Source organism: Mesorhizobium sp. B2-1-3 (genome assembly GCF_006442495.1).
Lineage (GTDB): Bacteria > Pseudomonadota > Alphaproteobacteria > Rhizobiales > Rhizobiaceae > Mesorhizobium.
In genome coordinates this window covers 16,382-40,014 of sequence record NZ_VFWL01000009.1, presented here as the reverse complement: position 1 = coordinate 40,014, position 23,633 = coordinate 16,382, and the positions used below count along the sequence as shown (strand labels likewise).

The window sequence follows — 23,633 nt, the reverse complement described above, 5'->3', positions numbered from 1 at the left end:
GATGGACACGGGAAGGCTTATAGCGCCGCCCTTATCGTTTCGGCAAACCGGCGCAGCTCGGAGCGCTGATAGGGCTCGCGCAGGCCGTGTCCCCACACCGGGCCGGGCCAGCCGGGATCGCCTTCCGAACGGGCGATGACGTGGATGTGCAGCTGGCGCACGATGTTGCCGAGCGCGCCGGTGTTGATCTTGGTGCAGCCGGTCACCTTCTTCAGCGCCTGCGCCACCATATTGGTCTCGAAGGTCAGCATTGTCTGGTCGAGCGGCGTCATGTCGTGGATTTCCTCCACGCCCGGCCGCTGCGGCACCAGAAGCAGCCATGGCCAGCGGCGGTCGTTCATCACGCGCAGTTCACACAGCCCAAGCCACATCAACTGCTCGCTGTCCGCCTCCAGCCGGGTATCCAGCGTGAATCCGGCCTTCAGGCCCGGCAGCATCGGCGTTTCCCTTGCTTTTGGTGTTTTCCTCAGAGTCATGAACGCTAGAGCGGCTGCATCGAGGCTGCAAGCGAATCTCGTGGCTGGTGCAGCCGATTTGCCTGCGCCCTTGCATTTCGTCGCCGAATTGCCGATATGGACGGAGGGAGGTTGGTGGTGGACGATCCACTCGCCAACCGGGTCAGGTCCGGAAGGAAGCAGCCCTAACGAGCCCGGAACGGGTCATTGTTCCAGCCTCCCACCTCATCGGCCCTTCTCGCGACGTTGACGACGCATTGCAGCGCGGGCGAAACTATGCGCAGGAATCGGCCGCCTTTTGGCGCGGCCATTTGGAGTTTTGCGGGCGAATGAGCGAAGCCGGAAATTCGGGACCAAAAAGCCTGGAGATAGGCAAGGCTGGCGCCTATCGCGTGCTGGCGCGCAAGTACCGTCCGGCGAATTTCTCCGAACTGGTCGGCCAGGAGCCGATGGTGCGCACGCTCACCAACGCTTTCGCCACCGGCCGCATCGCCCAGGCCTGGATGTTGACCGGCGTGCGCGGCGTCGGCAAGACCACGACCGCGCGCATTCTCGCGCGGGCCCTGAATTATAAAACGGCAACAATCGACCAGCCTTCCGTCGACCTTGCCGTGCTCGGCGAGCATTGCCAGGCGATCATGGAAGGCCGCCATGTCGACGTCATCGAGATGGATGCCGCCTCGCACACCGGTATCGACGACATCAGGGACATCATCGAACGGGTGCGCTACGCGCCGGTCTCGGCCCGCTACAAGGTCTACATCATCGACGAAGTGCACATGCTGTCGACGCAGGCCTTCAACGGCCTGTTGAAGACGCTGGAAGAGCCGCCGCCGCACGTCAAGTTCATCTTCGCCACCACCGAAATCCGCAAGGTGCCGATCACCGTGCTGTCGCGCTGCCAGCGCTTTGACCTGAGGCGCATCGATGCGGCTGTGGTGAAGGCTGATCTCGCCCGGATAGCGGGCCTGGAAGGCATCGAGGCGGAAGACGACGCGCTGGCGATGATCGCGCGCGCGGCCGAGGGGTCGATGCGCGATGCTCAATCGATTTTCGACCAGGCCATCGCGCATGGCGGCGGTGCGGTCAGCGCCGAAGCCGTGCGCGCGATGCTGGGTCTCGCCGATCGCGCCCGCGTCGTCGATTTGTTCGAACATGTCATGAAAGGTGACGTTGCCGCGGCACTGGCGGAATTGCGCGCGCAATACGACACCGGCGCCGATCCGGCCGCCGTGCTGACCGACCTTGCCGAATTCAACCATCTCGTCACCCGGCTGCGTTTCGTGCCGGCCGCCGCCGACGACGCGGCGCTGTCGCAGGACGAGCGCGAGCGCGGCGCAGATTTCGCGCGGACGCTCTCGATCAAGGTGCTGTCGCGGACGTGGCAGATGCTGCTCAAGGGCATCCCGGAGGTGCAGTCCTCCAACCGCCCGGTAAGTGCTGCCGAGATGGTGCTGATCCGGCTGGCGCACGCGGCCGACTTGCCGACGCTGGACGAAGCATTGAGATCGCTGGAGAACGGCCTGCCGGCGCCGGGCGCGGCGCCGCGTTCGAACGGCGCGCCGGCGAGCCCCGGTAATGGCGGCGCTCCTGGTGGCAACGGCGCCAGCGCAGTGGCGCAGGCGCGCATGCCCGGCGGGTCGGGCGGCGCGCAGACCATGCGGCTGGTGGAAGCCGCTCCGGCCGCCTTCATTGCGCCTGTGCAGCCGGCGCCGGAGGCGCAGCCAATACCGCTGAAATCGCTGGCCGATATTGTCGCCCTTGCCGACGCGCAGCGCGACATCGCCTTCAAGGTGCTGGTCAAGCGCTGCATCCGCCTCGTGCGCATCGAGCCCGGCCGCATCGACGTCAGCCTGACCGACGATGCGCCCAAAATGCTGCTCAACGATTTGACGACCAAGCTGCGCGCCTGGACCGGCCGCAACTGGCTGGTGTCGCTGTCGAAGGAAGAGGGCGGCCAGACGCTGGCCGAAATGGAATCGACCAGGCGCGAGAACGCTTTGCTCGATGCCAAGAGCGATCCGACGGTCGCCGCCATCCTGGCGCGTTTTCCCGGCGCCAGGATCATCGACGTGCGCATTCCCGACGCGCCGGAAGCCGACGCGGTCGAAGCCGAAGTGCCGGTCGAGCCGCCGGCGGACGACGACGAACCCTGACGAAACCACGACTTTGCAAAGGATCGGACCATGAAAGATCTTCTCGGCCTCATGGGCAAGGCGAAGGAAATGCAAGCCAAGTTCCAGGCTATGCAGGACGAGATCGCCACGGTCGAAGCCGTCGGCCAGGCCGGCGGCGGCCTGGTCATTGTCACGTTGACCGGCAAGTTTGAGATGAAGTCGCTGAAGATCGACCCGTCTCTGTTCAAGGAGGATGAGGTCGAGATCCTCGAAGACCTGCTTCTGGCCGCTCACAATGACGCCAAGGCCAAGGTCGAGCAGATCATGCAGGAAAAGACCAAGGCGCTGACCGCCGGCCTCCCGATTCCGCCGGGAATGAAACTGCCGTTCTAGATGCATGTCGCCCAAGAGTGTGCGACGGTTTTGGGGATAACGACATGCATAAAGCCAAAGACTAGTTGGCCATGGCCGAAGAGCCGTCCGAAAGGCTGATCGAGCAGCGTATCCGCAACAGGATCTACGAGATCCTGGAAATCCTGGCCGATTCTGATGCCGGCGTCGATCTCGTCGGCATCAAGGGCTATTTCAACCTGTTCGAGGATTTCGTGCATCGCCCCTCGATCGAAGCGGGCACTTCGGCGCTCTCGAAGGAAGAACGCGCCATCGTGCTGGAGATCGCGGATTTCCTGGAGGCTGCCGGAGAGGCCAACCCCGATTTCACCAGGTCCGAGTTCATCGACAGCGACTGGCCGGGAAAGATCGCGCCGGTCGCCCGCAATGCGCGAGCATTGTTCCTGAAGCGCGGGCTGTTCTCGGAGAAATTCGAAGAAATTGAGCCAGGACGGCCGGCAGCGATTTCAGCCGAGCGATAATGCATGTCGTCCAAAAGCGGTCTCGGCCTGGACAAGGGCGTGCATAAAACAAAGGCTTGAAGTCCGGATCTTGCCACGTAACTGTGCCAGTTTGGCAACAGCATCTCACCAATAACGTTTTAGCCATCATTTTGCCCGAAAGTGTCTCATTCTTGCCGCAGCCTGGGGGCGGGCATCGAAGTGAGAGGGTTACCTGTTGATTGCCACGCGATGGAAGACGCCGCTGTTGCTCGGCGTCGTCACGTCTCCCCTGTTCCTGGCCGCTTGCAGCCAGACCGCGTCACACGGCATGTCCAGCCTGACCGACGCCATCACGCCGAGTTTCCTGAGCTCTCGCGGCTACCACACGCCGAAGGACAGGGAATGCCTGGAAAGGGCGATGTTCTTCGAATCCAACCGGTCGAGCCGCGATGGCATGATCGCCGTCGGCACTGTCGTGATGAACCGGCTGCGCTCCGGCAAACATGGTGACACCATCTGCGCGGTGGTGGGCGAGCGCGGCCAGTTCGCGCCCGGCGTCATGACCAGGCCGATGAATTCGCGTGCCATGCCCGATGTCGAGGAAGCCGCCGACGCCGTGCTCAAGGGCGAGCGCAAGGCCAAGCTCAAGAACACGATGTATTTCCACACCGCGGGCCTGCGCTTCCCCTACAAGAATATGCATTACACCATGGTCGCCGGCGGCAATGCGTTCTACGAGAAGCGCGGCCGCAACTGGCAGCCGCTGCCGGACGAGCCGACGGTCGCGGTCGCCTCGGCCGAGCAGCCATCAGCCTTGCCCGGAGTTGCCGCGACTCGCGTCGCTTTCGCCGAGCCGGCGGCCAAGACATCCGATCGCACCGCTGCGGCCTACGTGACTGCCGCGGCGGAGCCGGTGCGCTCCGGCAAGGCGGCCCAGCAGACCTACGTGACGGCATCGGCTGCGCCGGCCGCAAAGTCTGCGCGCGTCCAGGAAAAGCCGACGATGGTGGCGATGCAGGAGCCGATGGAGGAACCGGACGCCGCTCGTTTTGGCGGGACCTTGAACACGAAGGTCATTTCCTCGGTGCAGGGCGCGCCGCAGGAAGCGGCGATGGGATTCCAGTCGACGCCTGAGAACACCGATGCCATCGGCGCGATGATCGTCAGCCAGAGCCGTCCGCTCGAAACCAACTGAGGCGGGCCGCACTTGACGGCCTGCCGGTGCTGGTTGGAGACGCGGTCCGGACGCAAAACCGCTTCGCACTTTTCGCGGAATTGCTCTAGATCAGGGCAATGTCCAAGCGAATCGCGGGTCCCGAGATCGAACGCCTGATCCAGCTCCTGGCCAAAGTGCCGGGGCTCGGTCCCCGCTCGGCCAGGCGCGCCGCGCTGCATTTGATCAAGAAGAAGGAACAACTGCTGTCGCCGCTCGCCGCCGCCATGGGCGAGGCGGCCGACAAGGTGCGCATCTGCTCGACCTGCGGCAATGTCGACACGTCGGACCCCTGCATGATCTGCACCGATCCACGCCGTGACGCCGGCACGCTGATCGTCGTCGAGGACGTCTCTGATCTGTGGGCGCTGGAGCGGGCGGCGGCGATGAACGTGCGCTACCACGTGCTGGGCGGCACGCTGTCGCCGCTCGACGGCATCGGCCCCGATCAGCTCAACATCCGCTCATTGGTCGACCGCGTCGCCGGCGGCGAGGTCAAGGAGATCATCCTGGCCGTCAATGCCACGGTGGAGGGCCAGACCACGGCCCATTACCTGACCGATCAATTGTCCGGTTTCGAGGTGAAGATAACGCGGCTGGCCCACGGCGTGCCGGTCGGGGGCGAACTCGATTATCTCGACGAAGGCACGCTGGCGGCAGCGCTGCGCTCCAGGACGGCGTTTTGACGCGATTGCGAGGAAGGATGCTTGTCACGATGATCCCGCATCCTCAAAAGTTGGCGTTCCGTGGCGCCCCCCTCTGTCCTGCCGGACATCTCCCCCTCAAGGGGGGAGATTGGCAATTTCGCAGCCGGCATCTCCTTTTCAACGGCGGTGTTTGGCGAAGGCAGAGACAACAGTCGATCTCCCCCCTTGAGGGGGAGATGGCCGGCAGGCCAGAGGGGGGCGCCAAGGAACGCGGCCTCCGCAAGTTCTGCTTTGCGTTTTTCCTGGCGATACTGGCTGCACTGTTCCTCTCCACCCCCGCCTCGGCCGCCAAAGTCGACAACCAGTTCCGCGCCTGGCTGCGGAACGATTTGTGGCCTGACGCCAAGGCAAAGCGCATTTCCAAGCAGACCTTCGATGCCGCTTTCGACGGCGTCAAACCCAATCTCAAGCTGCCCGATCTTGTCATGCCCGGCGAGAAGCCGAAGACGCCGCAGAAGCAGCATCAGGCCGAGTTCGGCTCGCCCGGCGCCTATTTCGCCGAGAAGACCATCCGCGCGGTCACATCGGGCGGGCGGACGCGCGAGGCGGCCAACGCCAGTACACTCGCCGCGATCGAAAAGCGCTATGGCGTGCCGGGCGAGGTCCTTTTGGCGATCTGGGGCCGCGAAACAGGGTTCGGCGCGGCGAAGATGCCTTACGACGCCTTCGAGGTGCTGGGCACCAAGGCGTTCATGTCGACGAGGAAGGACTTCTTCCGCACCGAGCTGCTGGCGGCGCTCGAGATCGTCCAGCGCGGATTGGCCCCGGTGGATGCGATGAAATCGTCCTGGGCCGGCGCGCTCGGCCAACCGCAGTTCATGCCGACATCGTTTCTCAAGCATGCGGTGGATTTCGATGGCGACGGGCGTGTCGACATCTGGAGCTCGACGCCTGACGTGCTCGCCTCGATCGCCAACTATCTCGTCCATTATGGCTGGGTGAGGGGACGTGGCTGGGGCTTCGAGGTGACCGTGCCCGAGAGCGTCTCCTGTTCGCTCGAAGGCCCCGACCAGGGCAAGACAATCTCGCAATGGGCCGCAATGGGCATCAAGCGTGTCGGCGGCAAGGCATTCCCGGCGAGCGAGCTGAAGGCCGAGGGCTTCCTGCTGATGCCGGCCGGCCGCAGCGGCCCAGCCTTCATCGCCACGCCCAATTTCTACGTGCTGAAGCAATACAACACCAGCGACCTCTATGCCCTCTTCATCGGCCATGGCGCCGACCGCATCGCCCATGGCGATGCGAATTTTTCCGGCAGCTGGGGTGCGGTCGGTGACCTCCACCGCTCCGACATCGCCGCCCTGCAGCGGGCGCTGGAGGCCAAGGGCTATGATGTCGGCAGTGCCGACGGACTGCCCGGCTTCAAGACCCGCCGCTCGATCGGCGCCTGGCAGGAAAAGAACGGCAAGCCCGCCACCTGCTTCCCCGATGCCGGCCTGGTCGCTGCTCTGAAGTAACTCCCACGTCAGGGTTTTTTCTCGAATGCGGGCCTCTGTTGGCCTTCGCATGCTCCGGCTCGCCCGCCTGCCACTATGATCCAGTGAGCCGACGCATAAATGCTCGTTGCCCGCCGCGAGGCCGCCGGATATGCTGTTGACCAACTGGACAAAAACCACGACGGTAAGTGGTCAAAGGGGGCCCTTGTCGGCCTGGAAAAACACCGCAACCCTGAGCCGGGAACTCAGGTCAACAAAACAGGGAACAATCACCATGATGATGGAAAAGCTTGCTCTACGATCCCGCATTCTGCTTGCGGGTGCCGCAATGTCGGCGCTGCTTCTGGCGGGAGCGCCGGCTGGCGCGGTCACGCCAGCCGACACGCTGGTCGAAGGCTTCGCCATCGATGACATCATCTCCATGGATCCGGGCGAGGCATTCGAGCTGTCGACCGCCGAGGTCACCGGCAACACCTATGACCTGCTGGTCCGGCTCGACCTCAGCGACACCTCCAAGGTCAAGGGCGACCTCGCCGAAAGCTGGACCGTCTCGGACGATGGCCTGACCTACACGTTCAAGCTCAAGCCCGGCCTGAAATTCGCCTCGGGCAACCCGATCACCGCGGCCGACGTCGCCTATTCGTTCGAACGCGCCGTCAAGCTGGACAAGAGCCCGGCCTTCATCATCGACCAGTTCGGGATCAGCGGCGACAATGTCGCCGAAAAGGCCAAGGCGGTCGATGACACCACCTTCCAGTTCATCGTCGACAAGGCCTATGCGCCGAGCTTCGTGTTGAACTGCCTGTCGGCCACCGTCGCCTCGGTCGTCGACGCCAAGCTGGTCAAGGAACATGTCGCGGCGGTCACGCCGAGCGCCGACTACAAATGGGACAATGATTTCGGCAATGCCTGGCTGAAGACCGGCTATGCCGGCTCGGGCGTCTACAAGCTGCGTGAGTGGCGCGCCAACGAGGCCGTCGTGCTCGAACGGAACGACAATTACTACGGCGAAAAGGCAAAGCTTGCCCGCGTCATCTACCGCAACATGAAGGAAAGCTCGGCACAGCGCCTGGCGCTTGAGGCCGGCGACATCGACGTCGCCCGCAATCTCGAGCCGAACGACCTCGACGCCACTGCCAAGAACGCCGACCTCACCACAACCAGTGCGCCGAAGGGAACTGTCTACTACATCAGCCTCAACCAGAAGAACCAGAACCTCGCCAAGCCCGAAGTCCGTCAGGCCTTCAAATATCTGGTCGACTATGACGCGCTGAGCTCGACCATCCTCAAGGGCATCGGTGAAATCCACCAGACTTTCCTGCCCAAGGGCGTGCTCGGAGAACTGGACAAGAACCCGTTCAAGCTCGACGTCGCCAAGGCCAAGGAACTGCTGGCAAAGGCAGGCCTGCCCGACGGCTTCAGCGTGACCATGGATGTGCGCACCGGCCAGCCGACAACCGGCATGGCGGAATCGATCCAGCAGACGCTCGGCCAGGCCGGCATCAAGCTTGAGATCATTCCCGGCGACGGCAAGCAGACGTTGACCAAGTACCGCGCCCGCAACCATGACATCTATATCGGTCAGTGGGGCCAGGACTATTTCGATCCGAACTCCAATGCCCAGACCTTTGCCTCGAACCCGGACAATTCGGATGAGGGCAAGTCCAAGACGCTGGCCTGGCGCAACGCCTGGGATATTCCGGACCTGACCAAGCAAACCGAAGCCGCTTTGCTGGAGAAGGATTCGGGCAAGCGCGCCGACATGTACAAGGATCTGCAGCAGAAGATCCTCGACACCAGTCCCTTCGTCATCATCCATCAGCAGCTGGAAGTCGCCGGGTTGCGCAAGAACCTCAAGGGTTTCGCGCTCGGCCCGAGCTTCGACACCAATTTCGTTGGGCCGGTTTCCAAGGAATAGCGCCGGCGGATGAGCGTAGCTGAAAATCAGGCGGCGGCAGGGCGCGGCAGCGCCCGCGCCGTCACCATTTTCTCATCGATCGGTCGCTTCCTGGTGATCGCGATCACGACCTATCTCGGTCTGCTCGCGGTGACCTTTTTCATTGGCCGCGTCATCCCCATCGACCCGGTGTTGGCCGTGCTCGGCGACCGGGCGCCGGCCAATGTCGTGGAACGCACGCGCCGCGAGATGGGTCTCGACCTGCCGCTGGTCGAGCAGTTCTATATTTATGTCAAAAATGCCCTCAATGGTGATTTCGGCACCTCGGTGCTGACCACCAATCCGGTCATGACCGACATCCGCCGCGCCCTTCCTGCAACGACGGAACTGGCGACGTTGGGGACACTGATCGGTGCGCTGTTCGGCGTGCCGCTGGGTGTGCTGGCCGCCGTCAGGCGCGGCAGCCTCATCGACCAGGTCGTCCGCGTCATCGGCCTGATCGGCTATTCCGTGCCGATCTTCTGGCTTGGCCTGCTCGGGCTCGTCCTGTTCTACGCCAAGCTGCAATGGGTGGCTTTCCCGGCACGGCTCGACGTCGTCTACGAATACACCTTCACGCCGATCACTGGCTTCTATCTTCTCGACTCGGCGATGCAGGGGCAGTGGGATGTCTTCTGGGACGCCTTCCGCCACATCATCCTGCCGGCCTCGCTGCTCGGCTATTTCTCGCTCGCCTATATCAGCCGCATGACGCGCTCCTTCATGCTCAACGAACTCACCCAGGAATACATCGTCGCCGCGCGCGCCAAGGGCCTGTCGGAAACCCGCATCATCTGGGCTCATGCATTGCGCAATGCCGCCGTGCCGATGGTGACCGTGATCGCGCTCTCCTATGCCGGGCTGCTCGAAGGTTCGGTGTTGACCGAGACGGTCTTCTCCTGGCCCGGCATCGGCCTCTACATCACCAATTCGCTGCAGAATGCCGACATGAACGCGGTGCTCGGCGGCACCATCGTGATCGGTTCGGTGTTCATAGCCATCAATCTTCTGTCCGACCTGCTTTACCGCGTGCTCGACCCGAGGACCAAGGTTCGATGAGCAGACGAATCCCGCTTTCGGCCTCGGCTGCCGCCAATCGCCCCCACTCCGGCCCTTCGGGCCACATCTCCTCTTGCCCGGGGGAGAGGAAGAGCCGGTCGCACGCCTGGCGCCTTTCCTCTCCCCCGTCGAACGGGGCAGAGTTGGTCTGCGAAGCAGACCGGAGTGGGGGCCGACAGCGCCAAGAGGCATCGTCATGACCGCCTCCGACGCCGCCCCCCTCTCCCGCCGCGACTGGCTGCTCAGCGAGCGGCCGGCCTCGCGCATGCAGGCGAGGCTCGGCCGCGCCTATGTCGCGTGGCGGCGTTTTTCCGCCAATCGGCTGGCCTTTCTCGGCCTGCTCATCATCATCGCGCTGCTGGTCATTGCCGCCCTTGCAGGGGTGCTGGCGCCTTATTCGCCGACTTTCGGCGATCTGAAGAATGCGCGCCTGCTGGCGCCAAGTGCTGAGCACTGGTTCGGCACCGACGATCTCGGCCGCGATATCCTCTCGCGCATTCTCTACGGCTCGCGCTGGACGCTCTATGTCGTTATCCTGGTCGCCATCATCGCCGCCCCCATCGGCCTCGTGGTCGGCACCGTCGCCGGCTATGCCGGCGGCTGGACCGATGCCATACTGATGCGCATCACCGACATCTTCCTCGCTTTCCCCAAGCTGATCCTGGCGCTGGCCTTTGTCGCGGCCCTCGGCCCCGGCATCGAGAACGCGGTGCTCGCCATCGCCATCACCTCCTGGCCGCCCTATGCCCGCATCGCGCGTGCCGAAACGCTGACCGTGCGCAATTCCGATTACATCAAGGCGGTGGAACTGATGGGCGCCTCGCCCTTCCGCATCGTGCTGCGCCACATCATGCCGCTCTGCATCTCCTCGCTGATCATCCGCGTGACGCTCGACATGGCCGGCATCATCCTCACCGCCGCCGGCCTCGGCTTCCTCGGGCTCGGCGCGCAGCCGCCGCTGCCCGAATGGGGCACGATGATCGCTTCGGGCCGCCGTTTCGTGCTCGACCAATGGTGGGTGGCCGGCGCGCCGGGCTTCGCCATCCTGATCGTCAGCCTCGGCTTCAACCTGCTGGGTGACGGCCTGCGCGACGCGCTCGACCCGCGGAGCGGCGACCAATGAACGGCGAAACGAGGACACGGCCGGAACGCGCATTGCTCGAAGTCGACGATCTGCGCGTCACCTTCCCGACGCGCACCGGGCTGATCGAGGCGGTGCGCGGCGTTTCCTTCTCGCTAGGCCGCGAGCGGCTCGGCATCGTCGGCGAGAGCGGCTCGGGCAAGTCGCAGACCGGCCGTGCCATCATGGGGCTGACGCCGCCCCAGGCGCGGATATCGGCGAAGAGGCTGGCTTTCGACGGCATCGACCTTCTGGCCGCATCGCCACGTGAGCGCCGCGCGCTGCGGGGCAATCGCATCGCCATGATCCTGCAGGATCCGAAATATTCGCTCGACCCGGTGATGAGCATCGGCCGCCAGATCGTCGAGACGCTGCGCACCCATGAGAAGGTCTCCAAGGCCGAGGCGCGGGAGCGCGCGCTGGCCATGCTGGAGGCGGTGCAGATCCGCGACCCCCGGCGTGTCTTCGACCTGCATCCGCACGAGGTCTCCGGCGGCATGGGCCAGCGCGCCATGATCGCCATGATGCTGATCGCCGGGCCGGAAATGATGATCGCCGACGAGCCGACCTCGGCGCTCGACGTCACCGTGCAACTCGACGTGCTCGGCATTCTCGACCGGCTGGTCGGCGAGCGCGGCATGGGGCTGATCTTCATCTCGCACGATCTGCGCCTGGTCTCGTCCTTTTGCGACCGCGTCATCGTCATGTATGCCGGCAAGGTGGTGGAGCAGCTCAAGGCCTCCGAACTCGGTCGCGCCCAGCATCCCTACACGCGCGGCCTGCTCAACTGCATGCCCAAGATCGGCGCCGATCGTCACCCGCTGCCGGTGCTCGACCGCAAGCCGGAGTGGGCGGCATGACGTCAGCAATTGCCGTCGACGGGCTGGAGGTCATCTTCGACCGCTTTCGCGCACTGAAGGGCGTCAGCCTGGACGTGCAGCCGGGCGAATCCTTCGGCCTGGTCGGTGAATCTGGCTCCGGCAAATCGACGCTGCTCAGGGCGATCGCCGGCCTTGCGCCGGTCGCTTCGGGCAGCATCACGGTCAACGGCAAGAAGCTCGGCGCGCGCCGCGACAAGGCCTTTTACCGCGAAGTGCAGATGGTGTTCCAGGATCCGTACGGTTCGCTGCACCCGCGCCAGACCATCGACCGCCTGCTGCAGGAGCCGCTCGCCATCCATGGCTTTGCCGACGGCGAAAAGCGCATCCAGCGGGCGCTCGACGAGGTCGGCCTCGGCAACGGCTTCCGCTTCCGCTACTCGCATCAATTGTCGGGCGGCCAGCGCCAGCGCGTGGCGATCGCGCGCGCGCTGATCCTCGAACCGTCGATCCTGCTGCTCGACGAGCCGACCTCGGCGCTCGATGCCTCGGTGCAGGCCGAGGTGCTCAACCTGCTCGAGGAAGTACGCCGGCGGCGCAAGCTGACCTTCCTGATGGTCAGCCACGACCTCGCCATCATCACCCATATGTGCGAGCGCCTGATGGTGATGCAAAGCGGCGAGGCGGTGGAGAATTTGACGGCGGGTGACTTGGTCGAGCGGCGCGTGACGAAGGATTACACGCGCAATCTCTTGCGGGCCAGCGACGGGTTTGTGAGAGCTATTTGAATTCGCTTGTCTTGCGAACCGATCGTCTTAGGGGACGTCATGAAGGAATGGCAGTTTGCAGATCCTCCTAACGTCGGGGTGTTTTTGGACAGGGGCATAGTAACCCGGGGCGACTGGATCGCATATGTCTCGCATGACGATGACGACGGCAGTTGGCAATTCCACAACAGCGAAACCGGAGCTGTTGAAGAAGGCGACATAATGATCGTGAGCCTGCAAAGCGTTTTGCAGCGGGATGAAAGCATCCAAATCTTGGCCGACTTGCCGGAAGGCTGGCATGCCTGGCGCAGCTCAAAATCGTCACCTTGGCAGCGGGCAAAATCGCGTCCCACACCCACCAACGACAACGAATGACTCGGCAATGTCTCAGGTCTGAGCTTGCACCGGTTCGCCGGTCTCCAGAGCGGGCGGCTCATCCCGACGCTTCGGCTCCTTGATCCTGAACCACGTCACATAAAGCGCCGGCAGGAACAGCAGCGTGATCGCAGTACCCGCGATGATGCCACCCATCATCGCGTAGGCCATCGGTCCCCAGAACACTTCGCGCGCGATCGGGATCAGCGCCAGGCTGGCGGCGGCGGCCGTCAGGGCGATCGGCCGCATGCGGTGTTCCGTCGCTTCGATGACGGCGGCCCAGCGGTCCTTGCCCTCTGCGACAAGGTCCTCGATCTGCACGATCAGGATGACCGAGTTGCGGATCAGGATGCCGATCAGCGCCAGGACGCCGAGAATGGCGACGAAGCCGAGCGGCGCGCCGCTCGGCACCAGGGCCGCCACCACGCCGATCAGCCCGAGCGGCGCCACCGCAACGACCAGGAACAGGCGCTGGAAGCTCTGCAGCTGGACCATCAGGATGGTTGCCATCACAAACAGCATCAGCGGCACGACGGCCGCGATCGGCCCCTGGCTCTTGGCGCTTTCCTCAACGGAGCCGGCGGTCTCGATCGAATAGCCCGGCGGCAGCTTGGCGATGAAGGCATCGACCGAAGGCTTCAATTCGTTGACCACCGTTGCCGGTAGAACGTCGCCGACCAGGCCGGCCCGCACCGTGATGGTCGGGATGCGGTCGCGTCGCCACACCGTCGGCTGTTCGAGCTCGTAGCGGAAGTTGGCCACCGCCGCGAGCGGGATGGCCTCGCCGGTGCTGGTCGGCAGTTGCATGTTCTGCAACGTCTCGATCGAACCGCGTTCGGCCTCGCGCGAGCGCGCCACCACATTGATCAGATAGGTGGCATCGCGCACTTGCGTGATGGTGGCGCCGCCGACGGTGCTGTTGAGCGCGCTGGCGATGTCGGAGGAGGTGATGCCGAGCTGCCGCGCCTTGTCCTGCAGCACGTCGACCCTGAGCACGCGCTGCGGCTCGTTCCAGTCGAAGGTCGGCGCGGCGAGTTTGGGATTGGCTGAAATCACGCCGGCGAATTGCTGCGCCAGCGAGCGCACCGTCTGGATGTCGGGCCCGCCGACGCGGTACTGCACGGGCCGGCCGACAGGCGGTCCGAGTTCGAGTAGCTTCACGAAGGCGTCGGTACCGACGAATTCCTCGCGCAGCAGCTTTTCCAGCGCCGGCTTCACCCGGTTGCGCGCCTCGATGCTCTTGGTGACGATGACCGTCTGGCCGAAATAGGGATTGGCCGGTTGCACGTCATAGGCGAGCACGAACCGCACCGCGCCCTGGCCGATATAGGACGAGAAATGGTCGATGTCGGGATTGCCGACCAGCGCCCGCTGCTCGAACCGCTCCATCTGCTCGCGCGTGTCGGCGATCGAGGAATTCTGCGGCAGATTCCAGTCGACGATCAGCTCCGGCCGGTCCGATGGCGGGAAGAACTGCTGCTGCACCAGACCGAAGCCGGCGATCGACCCGGCAAACAACAGCACCGTGGCGATGATGGTCAGCCAGTGATGGCGCACCGAGCCGACAAGGGCACGCCGGAACAGCGAGGTGAAGCGGCCCGGCTGGTCGTGATGCTTCGTCTTCATCGCCGCCGGCAGGATGGTGACGCCGAGCAGCGGCGCGAACAGCACCGCCACGATCCACGACACCAGCAGCGACACGGCGATGACCACGAACAGGGTGAAGGTGTATTCGCCGGCGGCGCTGTTGTTGAGGCCGATCGGAATGAAGCCCGCGACGGTCACCAGCGTGCCGGTCAGCATCGGAAAGGCGGTCGATGTGTAGACATAGGTCGCCGCCTTGCGCAGGCTATCACCGACCTCCAGCCGCGCCACCATCATCTCGACCGCGATCATCGCGTCGTCGACCAGAAGCCCGAGCGCGATGATCAGCGCACCGAGCGAGATGCGCTGGAGCGAGATGCCGAGATAGGACATGACCGTGAAGGTGATGGCCAGCACCAGCGGGATCGACAGCGCGACGACGAAGCCGGCGCGCATGCCGAGGCTGATGAAGGAGACGGCCAGCACGATGGCCACCGCCTCGAACAAAGCGCGCGTAAAGCCCGAGACCGCTTCCTCGACGATGACCGGCTGGTCGGCGACCAGATGCACGCCGACGCCTACCGGCAGGTCTGCCAGCACCTTGTTCATCGCCTCATGCAGCGCCTCGCCGAATTTGAGCAGATTGGCGTTGGGCTTCATGCCGATGGCGAGCCCGATCGCATCCTGGCCGTTGAAGCGGAACAGTGCCGTTGGCGGATCGACATAGCCGCGCGTGATCGTCGCCACGTCGCTCAGCCGGAAGAAGCGGTCGTTGACGCGAAGATTGATGGCGCGAAGGCTCTCTTCGGAGGTAAACTGGCCGCCGACCCGCACGCTGATGCGTTCCGGGCCGGACTGGATTACGCCGGACGGCGTGATCGCGTTCTGCGCTTGCAGGCTTGCCACGATCGCCTGTTGGTTGAGGCCGAGGGCCGCGATCTGGCGGGTCGAGAATTCAAGATAGATCGCCTCGTCCTGGGCACCGACCAGGTCCACCTTGCCGGCATTCGGCACGGTCAGGATTTTTGTCCTGACATCCTCGACATAGTCGCGCAGCTGGCGCGGCGTCAGCCCGTCCGACGTGAAGGCATAGATGTTGCCATAGACGTCGCCGAAACGGTCGTTGAAAAACGGCCCCTGGACGCCTTGCGGGAACTGCGCCTTGATATCGTTGACCATGTTGCGCACCTGAATCCAGTTCGGCACGACATCGCGCGCCTTGGTGGTATCCTTCAGGTTGACGAAGATGACGGTCTGGCCGGCTGTGGTGACGGATTTCGTGTAGTCGAGGCTGTCGAGTTCCTCGAGCTTCTTCTCGATGCGGTCGGTCACCTGCTGCACCGTCTCCTTGACCGAAGCGCCGGGCCAATTGGCCTGGATGATCATGGTCTTGATGGTGAAGGCGGGGTCTTCCTCGCGGCCGAGGTTGAGGTAGGAGAAGATGCCGGCCGCAACGAAGACCAGCATGAAATACCAGACCATCGAGCGGTGGTTGAGCGCCCAGTCGGAGAGGTTGAAGCCCTTCATGAGGCCCCTCCCGCGGGCAGTTTGACCTTCTGGCCTTCGGTCAGGCTGTGGACGCCGGCGGTGACGACGCGCATTCCCGCTTCCAGTCCCTGAGCCACCGTGAAGGTTCCGCCGTTCCTGGAGGCAACCTTGATCTCGCGCGTGCTCACGCTCGATGTCTGCGCATCGACGATCCACACCCTGTCGGAGCCGTTCCTTTGGAAGAGCGCCGACAGCGGCAGTTCGATCGTCGGCTCCACCGTGGTCATGCGCGTTGCGGTCACGGTCGAGCCGAGCCGGAAGGCCTGCGGCGGATCGGTAAGCGTCAGCCGCACGCGCCGCGTGCGCGTCGATCCCTCGGCCTGCGGCGCGATCTCGCGCAGCTTGGCCTCGGTCCGGATCGTCGGCAGCGATTGCAGGATGACCTGGAACGGCGTGCCGGCCGTGAGATCGCCGGTCAACTGGTCGGGAATATCGACCACCGCTTCGCGCGGGTCCGAGCGCGCCACGGTGACGACCGTCTGGCCGGGGGAGACCGTCTGGCCGACCTCGGCGCCGACAGCGGTGACGACGCCGTCGAAATCCGAGAACAGCCTGGCATAGCCGAGCTGCTCCTGCGATTTGGCCAGCGAGGCCTTGGCCCGCTCGACACTGGCCTCGGCCGCCTTCCTCGCCTGCTGCGCGGCATCGAACACGGCTTGCGTGGTGTTGGCGCTGGCAAGCAATTGGCGTTGGCGCTCCTCGCTGGCGGCGGCGTTGGCAAACTGTGCCTCGGCATTGGAGAGCTCGGCCTTGGCCGCCTGGACCGACAGCTCCAAGGCGGTCGGGTCCAGTGCCGCGATCGTCGTGCCCTTGCTGACGATGTCGCCGACATTGACGTCGCGGGACACGACCCGGCCGAGCAGGCGAAAGGCGAGATCGGCGCTGACCTGCGGCTCGACCGATCCGGCGAAGCCGAAGACCTGCGTGGTGCGCGGCTCGACCACCACCGACAGCACCGGCCGGATGATCTCCGGCGGCTTCTCCTCCGATTTCGAGCAGGCGGCGAGCGCGCCAAGCGCGATCACGCCAAGCAGGAGGCGCGGCAGCCGGCTCATTGGCCCGCTCCCGATATCTCGATTTTCTGACCCGCACTGAGCAACTGTCCGCCCGCGGTGACGACGCTTTGGCCCTCCTCCAATCCCCTGGCGATGACGACGGTGCCGGAATTGAAAGCTAGCACCTCGACCGGTGCCATCGTCACCGTACCGGTCGAGGGATCGACGATCCAGACCGCCGGCTTGCCGGCGCTGGACGTCAATGCCTGCCAGGGCAGCAGGATCGCCTTGGCCGGTTTGGCGCCGACCGAGCCGATGACGGCCGCGCCCAGCGGCATGCCGGCGGGCGTATCGGCAATGCCGACCTTGACCCGGATCGAGCCCGACGCCGGATCGACCGCCGGGGAGATTTCGCGCACCTTGCCCGTTGCCCTGATCTGCGGGTCGGACAGGAGCGTGATCGTCACCGCCGGCGACGTCGGCGTCCTGGCGACCAACGTCTCCTGGACGTTGAACACCGCGTCGCGGTCGCCGTCCTCGGCGACGGTGAAGACGGTCTGCGCAGCCTGCACCACCTGGCCGGTTTCGACCTGGCGGGCGGTGATGACGCCCGCGGCGCCAGCCTTGAGTTCGGTGAAGGACAGGTTCTGCTTGGCATTGGCGAGCGCGCTCTGCGCCGCGTCGAGGCTGCCCTGCGCCACCTTCAATGCCTGATCGGCGGCGTCATAGTCGCGCCTGGTGGTGTAACCCTGGGCAAGCAGCGTCTTTTGCCGCTCGAAGGCGGCGGCGGACTGGGTCAACTGCGCTTGCGCCGCGTCGAGATCGGCCTGCGCCGAGCGCAAATCGGATTCCTGCTCCTGCGGGTCGATGCGGGCAAGCACCGCGCCCTTGTCGACATGCTGGCCGACATCGGCAAGCCGTTCGGCGACGCGGCCGCCGACCCGGAACGACAGATTATTCAGCGTGCGCGCCGCGATCACCCCGGTCAGCGCGGTTCTTGGCGCATAGTCGGCCATCGCCACGGTCTCGGTGCGCACCATGATCGGCAGCTTTTTCTCCGCCGCTTCCTGTTTCTGGCAGCCGGCCAAAAGCAGGGCGGCCGTGCAAGTGAAAAGCGCTACGCCGATGGAAAAAGACGAAAAATTGGAAGGTTTGGCCGATGGCGGCGAGACGGACGATGTCGCGTTCCTGCTCATGGGCTCCCTCAGCCGCAGGGCCGCTCGCCGATCGCGATGCCTCGCGGATCCCGGCACGATAGTCGATCTCCCGAAAAAGGAAACCGGACTCGTACCCGTATCAGTGATCCGACTCGGGTTTGCAAAGGCCTGACGACGGCCGGTCCCGGCCGGGCAGCTTTTCGTGATAGGAATTTTTTCCTTGATGAGGTGAAGGCAACTATGATAGATATTTGGATATGGTGCTGAGTTGCGCCAGGGACCCGCCGCACAGGCGGTTTTTCCGCTCAATGATCCTCAACAGCGCGCCGCGAAGGCTCCGAACCCTTCAACGCAGTCCGTTGCCTGGTACGGATATCGCCGGCTGGTCAGGCGCGATACCTCAGGCCCAATCGCCTGCCGGCGGTGCCGACTTGAGGAAAGCATGAAATAAGCCCAGAAGACATCTGATCAAGCAGAACGGGCGCCGGCCCTATGAGGGACATCATGAAGAACTCAGCCATTTCCGAACGCAAGAGCCAGTCGATCTCGCGCGGCGTCGGTATGACCACGCAGATTTACGCCGACCGGGCCGAGAACTCGGAGATCTGGGATGTCGAGGGCCGCCGCTACATCGATTTCTCCTCCGGCATCGCCGTCGTCAACACCGGCCATCGCCACCCCAAGGTCATCGAGGCGGTCAAGGCGCAGCTCGACCGCTTCACCCACACCTGCCACCAGGTGGTGCCCTATGAGAGCTATGTAAGGCTGGCCGAACGGCTGAACGGCATTCTTCCGGGCAAGTTCGAGAAGAAGACGATCTTCGTCACCACCGGCGCCGAGGCGGTCGAGAACGTCATCAAGATCGCCCGCAATGCCACCGGCCGCCAGGCCGTCATCGCCTTTGCCGGCGGCTTCCATGGCCGCACCTTCATGGGCATGGCGCTGACCGGCAAGGTCGTGCCCTACAAGGTCGGCTTCGGCGCCATGCCGGCCGACGTCTTCCACGCCCCGTTCCCGGTGCCGCTGCACGGCGTGTCGGTGGCCGATTCGCTTGCCGCGCTCGATCGCCTGTTCAAGGCCGACGTCGATCCGGCCAGGGTCGCGGCCATCATCGTCGAGCCGGTGCAGGGCGAGGGCGGCTTCTACGAAGCGCCGCGCGATTTCATGACCGCGCTGCGCAAGATCTGCGATCAGCACGGCATCCTGCTCATTGCCGACGAGGTGCAGACCGGCTTTGCCCGTACCGGCAAGATGTTTGCCATGGAGCATCATGAGGTGACCGCCGACATCACCACCATGGCCAAGGGCCTGGCCGGCGGCTTTCCGCTGGCGGCGGTCACCGGCCGCGCCGAGATCATGGATGCGCCTGGCCCCGGCGGGCTGGGCGGCACCTATGGCGGCAGCCCGATCGGCGTTGCCGCCGCGCACGCGGTGCTTGACGTGATCGAGGAAGAGAAACTGTGCGATCGCGCCAACTCGCTCGGCGCCAGGCTGAAGCAGCGTCTGGGCTCGATCCGCGACGACGTCCCCGAAATCGTCGACATCCGTGGCCCCGGTTTCATGAACGCGGTCGAGTTCAACGACGTCAGGAAGGGCTTGCCATCGGCGGAGATGGCCAATGCGGTCAGGCTGAAGGCGCTCGACAAGGGGCTGATCCTGCTCACCTGCGGCGTCCACGGCAACGTCATCCGCTTCCTGGCGCCGCTCACCATCCAGGACGGCATCATGAATGAGGCGCTCGACATTCTGGAAAGCTCGATCCGCGAGGTTCGCGCTGCCTGAAAGGGCGGCGCCCATTTCTCCTGACGGCTTACACCGGACCCGGTGAACGTGCCGTCAGGAGCTCGGATTCTGTAACCAGGCTGGAATGTCCATCTTGGCGTGCAGCACCCGCCAAACATCGATATGGTCGGTCTGTTCAAGATAAAAAATCAGGTATGGATAGCGCCTGACTTGCACGCTACGCAGACCAGGCAATCCAATTTCGTAGCCATATCTCAGAGAGCCCGATGCCGGATGGCTGGCTAGCAGTTTGTAGGCGTTTTGAAGCTCCTCGATGTAGCCCAATGCCGCGCGCGAACCAGCTTCTCGCGTATAGTAATCGACAGCATCCTCGACATCCCGCAGGGCTAGTTTTCGAGGAATGATCGCCTTTATGGGCACTTACTCTATTGGCCCTGCGCCCGTTTCCGCAGCGCGGCGAAATAGTCGTCGTCAACCGGAGCGCCCGGGGCGGACGATGCGCCCTCAAGGAGCAAGCCGCGCAGAAGCTGACGATCCTGATCGCGGCGGATCAATTCACGCACATACTCGCTGCTCGTGCCATAGCCGCGATCGGTCACTTGCTGATCGACAAAATGCTTCAAGCTTTCCGGCAGGGAGATGTTCATGGTGCTCATTCAGGCATTTTATAGCCTATGGCAAAAATTGGCAATCTTAGGCACTGGCCTCGGCTGACTCTTTGTTCTGGAACGCGGCCAGCGCCGCTTTCAATCCGTCCGGCCCCGCTGCCACCGTCTGTGGCGCCGGCGAGAAGCCGGCGCTCAGCATCTTGCGGCCGAGCATGTGGTCGCCGGGGCGGTTGACCGATTCGATGCCGAGCAGCCTGTCTGCGGCATAATGGTAGATCGAGAACTTGTTGTCGGCGAGATCGCCCAGCACGACATGGCTGTCGCCGCCGGATGTCAGACCGACCATCTGCAGCTTCATGTCGCCGATGTCGGACCAGAACCAGGGCACGGCCGAATAGGCGTCGGCATGGCCCGTTATGGTGCGCGCGGCAAGCCGCGCCTGGTCGGTAGCGTTCTGTACCGATTCCAGCCGCACGTCGCCCCCGGTGAACCAGTGTCGATAGGAGGCGGCGTCGCCGATGGCGAGGATTTCCGGCACCGAGCTGCGCATCTGGTGGTCGACGCGAATGCCGTTGGCGATGGTGAGGCCGGCTTCCCCGGCCAGTTCGACGTTGGGCAAGGCGCCGATGCCGACGACGACCATGCGCGCCGGCAGCCTTTCGCCAGACGAGGTGATCGCTGCCGTGACATGGCCGTTTTCGCCTTCGAGCCTTGCGATCGTGGTGCCGGTGAGAATGTGCACGCCGGTCGCTTCCAGCCGTTGGCGGACATGGCTCGCCACGATTGGCGCCACGGCGCGGCCAAGCAGCCGGTCGACCGCTTCCACGACCGTTACGGTGCGGCCGGCCGCGCGCAGCGTCGCCGCGATCTCCAGCCCGATGAAGCCGCCGCCGAGGATGACGACGTCTTCGCTCCGTGCGCTCAAGTCCCGGATCAGCCGCGCATCGGCCAGCGAGCGCAACGACACCACACCGGACAGATCCGCGCCGGGCAGCGGCAGGAGGCGCGGGCGCGAGCCGGTGGCGAGGATCAGATGATCGAAGGCAAGTTCGCCGCCGCCTGATATCTCCAAACGGCGACTGCCGGCATCGATGCGGTCGATCCGAACGCCCGGCCGGTAGTCGACGGCGTTGCCGGTGTAAAATGCCTCGCCACGCAAGGGTTGCGGCTTGGCCTCGGCATCCTTGATGAAGGTCTTCGACAGCGGCGGCTTGTGATAGGGCAGTTCGTTCTCGTCGCCGACGAGGATCACCGGCCCGTCGTAACCCTCCTCGCGCAGGCTTGCCGCCGCCTGCACGCCCGCATGTCCCGCACCGACAATGACCACGCCGTTCTTCATCGCATTCCGATCCCAAGCTTGATTTTAGGATGTCTCGCCACGTGGCAATTGTCTGGCGCCGCCGCAAGAGGCCATTTGCGGGTCGCACCCGGAACGGCGGCTGTCAATCGGACAGTTCGGCGATGAAGTCGGCACACGGTGCAGGCGGCTAAAGTTGACTATCGCAGTTTAGAATAATTCTAAACTGTTGTTTCGATTGAGTTTTCCTGTCGATTTTCGTTGACTTCCATCGGTCCTGAAGCTTTATGGGGCCTCGCGCATCGGCGCATCCCTTTGATGTCTGGGCCTTGAACCCTTTCGATTGGAGGCATTTTGGTGTCTTTCTTCTTCGACCCGCGCGACAGCGCGGCATGCCCCGCGAATGACGGCCTGCACATGGCCTGGCGCCGGTTGTCGCGCGCGCCGTTCACAAAATTCCCGAAAAACTGGAGAGTGATAATGACGGCACGACATGGCAGCAGGCTTGCGGCGATCAGTGCCACGGCGCTGCTGACGGCGGCGGTGTTCGTGCTGCCGGCCAAGGCCGAGAGCGATCCCAAGGCGGTCATCAAGACCTATGCCGACATCGCGCTTGCCAAATACGAGGATTCGCTGACCACCGCGCAGGCGCTCGACAAGGCGGTCGATACCTTGTTGGCCAAGCCTTCGGCCGAGACGCTCAATGCCGCCCGCGAGGCCTGGAAGGCATCGCGCGTTCCCTACCAGCAGACCGAGGTCTACCGCTTCGGCAACAAGATCGTCGACGACTGGGAAGGCAAGGTGAATTCCTGGCCGCTGGACGAAGGCCTGATCGATTATGTCGCCAAGAGCTACGGCACAGAATCCGACGCGAATTCGCTCTACACGGCCAATGTGATCGCCAACAAGGAGATCGAGATCAACGGCAAGAAGGTGGACGCCTCGAACCTTTCGCCGGAATTCCTCTCCGGCACGCTGCAGGAGGCCGGCGGCGTGGAGGCCAATGTCGCCACCGGCTACCATGCCATCGAGTTCCTGCTCTGGGGTCAGGACCTGCACGGCACCGGACCGGGCGCCGGCGAGCGCCCCTACACCGACTATGATCTCAAGAACTGCACCGGCGGCAATTGCGACCGCCGCGCGGAATATCTGAAGTCAGCCAGCACGCTTTTGGTGTCCGACCTCCAGGAGATGGTCGGCGACTGGAAGGAAGGCGGCGCTGCGCGCAAGAACCTGGTCGACGGCGAGCCGAACGCCGCTATTTCGGCCATCTTCACCGGCATGGGCTCGCTCTCCTACGGAGAACTCGCCGGCGAGCGCATGAAGCTCGGCCTGCTGCTGCACGATCCGGAAGAGGAGCATGACTGCTTCTCCGACAACACCTACAATTCCCATCTTTATGACGCCGTCGGTATCCGCGCCGCCTATCACGCCAGCTACACCAGGCTGGACGGCACCGTCGTTTCAGGGCCGTCGGTGGCGGACATGGTCAAGGCGGCCGATCCGGCCATCGACAAGGAACTGTCTGACAAGCTCGATGCCACCGTCGCCAAGATGGAGGCAATCAAGGCCCGCGCCGAAGGCGGCGAGGCTTACGACCAGCAGATCGCCGAAGGCAACACCGAGGGCAACGCCACGGTGCAGGCGGCAATCGACGCACTGGTCGACCAGACCAAATCGGTCGAACGCGCCGTCGGCGCGCTGAAGCTCAACGCCATCGCCTTTGAGGGTTCAGACAGCCTCGATGCGCCGGACAAGGTGTTCCAGTAAGCGTCGAAGCCTGGAAGCCCGGGCCGAAGTCACAAAGGGCTTCGGCGCGGGGAAGATAGAGTCAAGCCACACGGCGCGGAAGGCGCCGTCAGCCATCC

Annotated in this window: 20 protein-coding genes, 1 other RNA gene and 1 pseudogene; 15 read left to right on the top strand and 7 right to left on the bottom strand. The window is 64.2% G+C overall.

Annotated elements, in window-relative coordinates; genetic code table 11:
• Positions 1-17: 17 nt before the first annotated feature.
• The gene (locus tag FJ973_RS16410; protein WP_140556749.1) at positions 18-437 is read right to left on the bottom strand and encodes an HIT family protein; all 420 of its coding nucleotides are present in this window, start codon (positions 435-437) and stop codon (positions 18-20) included.
• Between the two features lie 145 nt (positions 438-582).
• On the opposite strand from FJ973_RS16410, the gene ffs reads away from it, so the two are divergent.
• The 13 genes and pseudogenes from ffs (at position 583) to FJ973_RS16340 (ending at position 12,833) form a co-directional block, all read left to right on the top strand.
• Positions 583-679: signal recognition particle sRNA small type (ffs, locus tag FJ973_RS16405), an RNA gene on the top strand.
• Positions 680-784: 105 nt separating this feature from the next.
• Positions 785-2,611, top strand: coding sequence for a DNA polymerase III subunit gamma/tau (locus FJ973_RS16400; RefSeq protein ID WP_140556747.1), 1,827 nt, complete (start codon positions 785-787; stop codon positions 2,609-2,611).
• Positions 2,612-2,635: 24 nt separating this feature from the next.
• Positions 2,636-2,965 (top strand): annotated as a pseudogene (locus FJ973_RS16395) (YbaB/EbfC family nucleoid-associated protein); the annotation flags it as partial.
• Positions 2,966-3,036: 71 nt separating this feature from the next.
• Positions 3,037-3,444 carry a hypothetical protein gene (locus FJ973_RS16390; protein ID WP_140556746.1) on the top strand — a complete coding sequence of 136 codons (408 nt, stop codon included), beginning with the start codon at positions 3,037-3,039 and terminating at the stop codon, positions 3,442-3,444.
• Between the two features lie 196 nt (positions 3,445-3,640).
• Positions 3,641-4,600: a cell wall hydrolase gene (locus FJ973_RS16385; RefSeq protein WP_140556744.1), complete on the top strand. Its 960-nt coding sequence runs from the start codon at positions 3,641-3,643 to the stop codon at positions 4,598-4,600.
• A gap of 98 nt (positions 4,601-4,698) precedes the next feature.
• A complete protein-coding gene (gene recR / locus FJ973_RS16380) occupies positions 4,699-5,304 on the top strand; it encodes a recombination mediator RecR (protein WP_140513120.1) in 606 nt (201 codons plus the stop codon).
• A gap of 197 nt (positions 5,305-5,501) precedes the next feature.
• Positions 5,502-6,779 carry a lytic murein transglycosylase gene (locus tag FJ973_RS16370; protein ID WP_140556742.1) on the top strand — a complete coding sequence of 426 codons (1,278 nt, stop codon included), beginning with the start codon at positions 5,502-5,504 and terminating at the stop codon, positions 6,777-6,779.
• A gap of 253 nt (positions 6,780-7,032) precedes the next feature.
• A complete protein-coding gene (locus FJ973_RS16365; protein ID WP_140556741.1) occupies positions 7,033-8,676 on the top strand; it encodes an ABC transporter substrate-binding protein in 1,644 nt (547 codons plus the stop codon).
• 9 nt (positions 8,677-8,685) lie between these two features.
• On the top strand, positions 8,686-9,753 hold the full coding sequence (locus FJ973_RS16360; protein WP_140556739.1) for an ABC transporter permease: 1,068 nt from the start codon (positions 8,686-8,688) through the stop codon (positions 9,751-9,753).
• 196 nt (positions 9,754-9,949) lie between these two features.
• Positions 9,950-10,876, top strand: a complete 927-nt coding sequence (gene nikC / locus FJ973_RS16355; RefSeq protein WP_140496850.1) for a nickel transporter permease — start codon at positions 9,950-9,952, stop codon at positions 10,874-10,876.
• A complete protein-coding gene (locus tag FJ973_RS16350; RefSeq protein ID WP_140513126.1) occupies positions 10,873-11,733 on the top strand; it encodes an ABC transporter ATP-binding protein in 861 nt (286 codons plus the stop codon). The genes nikC and FJ973_RS16350 overlap by 4 nt, the downstream gene beginning before the upstream one ends.
• Complete coding sequence (locus FJ973_RS16345) at positions 11,730-12,479, top strand: ABC transporter ATP-binding protein (protein WP_140556737.1); 750 nt, start codon at positions 11,730-11,732, stop codon at positions 12,477-12,479. Before FJ973_RS16350 ends, FJ973_RS16345 begins: the two co-directional genes overlap by 4 nt.
• 39 nt (positions 12,480-12,518) lie before the next feature.
• Entirely contained in the window at positions 12,519-12,833 is a 315-nt protein-coding gene (locus FJ973_RS16340) for a hypothetical protein (protein ID WP_140556735.1), read from the top strand.
• A gap of 12 nt (positions 12,834-12,845) precedes the next feature.
• Here the strand turns inward: FJ973_RS16340 and FJ973_RS16335 are convergent, their stop codons facing one another.
• Genes FJ973_RS16335 through FJ973_RS16325 form a run of 3 tightly spaced genes read right to left on the bottom strand, consistent with a single transcriptional unit; the run spans position 12,846 to position 18,156 of the window.
• Positions 12,846-15,944: an efflux RND transporter permease subunit gene (locus FJ973_RS16335; RefSeq protein WP_140556733.1), complete on the bottom strand. Its 3,099-nt coding sequence runs from the start codon at positions 15,942-15,944 to the stop codon at positions 12,846-12,848.
• On the bottom strand, positions 15,941-17,020 hold the full coding sequence (locus FJ973_RS16330; protein ID WP_140556731.1) for an efflux RND transporter periplasmic adaptor subunit: 1,080 nt from the start codon (positions 17,018-17,020) through the stop codon (positions 15,941-15,943). The genes FJ973_RS16335 and FJ973_RS16330 overlap by 4 nt, the downstream gene beginning before the upstream one ends.
• A complete protein-coding gene (locus FJ973_RS16325; protein WP_140496840.1) occupies positions 17,017-18,156 on the bottom strand; it encodes an efflux RND transporter periplasmic adaptor subunit in 1,140 nt (379 codons plus the stop codon). The genes FJ973_RS16330 and FJ973_RS16325 overlap by 4 nt, the downstream gene beginning before the upstream one ends.
• A 465-nt stretch (positions 18,157-18,621) precedes the next feature.
• Here FJ973_RS16325 and FJ973_RS16320 point away from each other — a divergent pair, with 465 nt between their 5' ends.
• On the top strand, positions 18,622-19,899 hold the full coding sequence (locus FJ973_RS16320) for a 4-aminobutyrate--2-oxoglutarate transaminase (protein WP_140496838.1): 1,278 nt from the start codon (positions 18,622-18,624) through the stop codon (positions 19,897-19,899).
• A gap of 54 nt (positions 19,900-19,953) precedes the next feature.
• Here the strand turns inward: FJ973_RS16320 and FJ973_RS16315 are convergent, their stop codons facing one another.
• From FJ973_RS16315 to FJ973_RS16305, 3 genes are read right to left on the bottom strand one after another with little or no spacing between them, the layout of a single operon-like run.
• On the bottom strand, positions 19,954-20,274 hold the full coding sequence (locus FJ973_RS16315) for a type II toxin-antitoxin system RelE/ParE family toxin (protein ID WP_181167355.1): 321 nt from the start codon (positions 20,272-20,274) through the stop codon (positions 19,954-19,956).
• 11 nt (positions 20,275-20,285) lie between these two features.
• Positions 20,286-20,516 carry a type II toxin-antitoxin system ParD family antitoxin gene (locus FJ973_RS16310; RefSeq protein ID WP_140496834.1) on the bottom strand — a complete coding sequence of 77 codons (231 nt, stop codon included), beginning with the start codon at positions 20,514-20,516 and terminating at the stop codon, positions 20,286-20,288.
• A gap of 37 nt (positions 20,517-20,553) precedes the next feature.
• Positions 20,554-21,807 (bottom strand): FAD-dependent oxidoreductase, encoded by a 1,254-nt coding sequence (locus FJ973_RS16305; protein WP_140556729.1) that lies wholly within the window; start codon positions 21,805-21,807, stop codon positions 20,554-20,556.
• Between the two features lie 438 nt (positions 21,808-22,245).
• Here FJ973_RS16305 and FJ973_RS16300 point away from each other — a divergent pair, with 438 nt between their 5' ends.
• Positions 22,246-23,535: an imelysin family protein gene (locus FJ973_RS16300; RefSeq protein WP_140556727.1), complete on the top strand. Its 1,290-nt coding sequence runs from the start codon at positions 22,246-22,248 to the stop codon at positions 23,533-23,535.
• Positions 23,536-23,633: the final 98 nt, after the last annotated feature.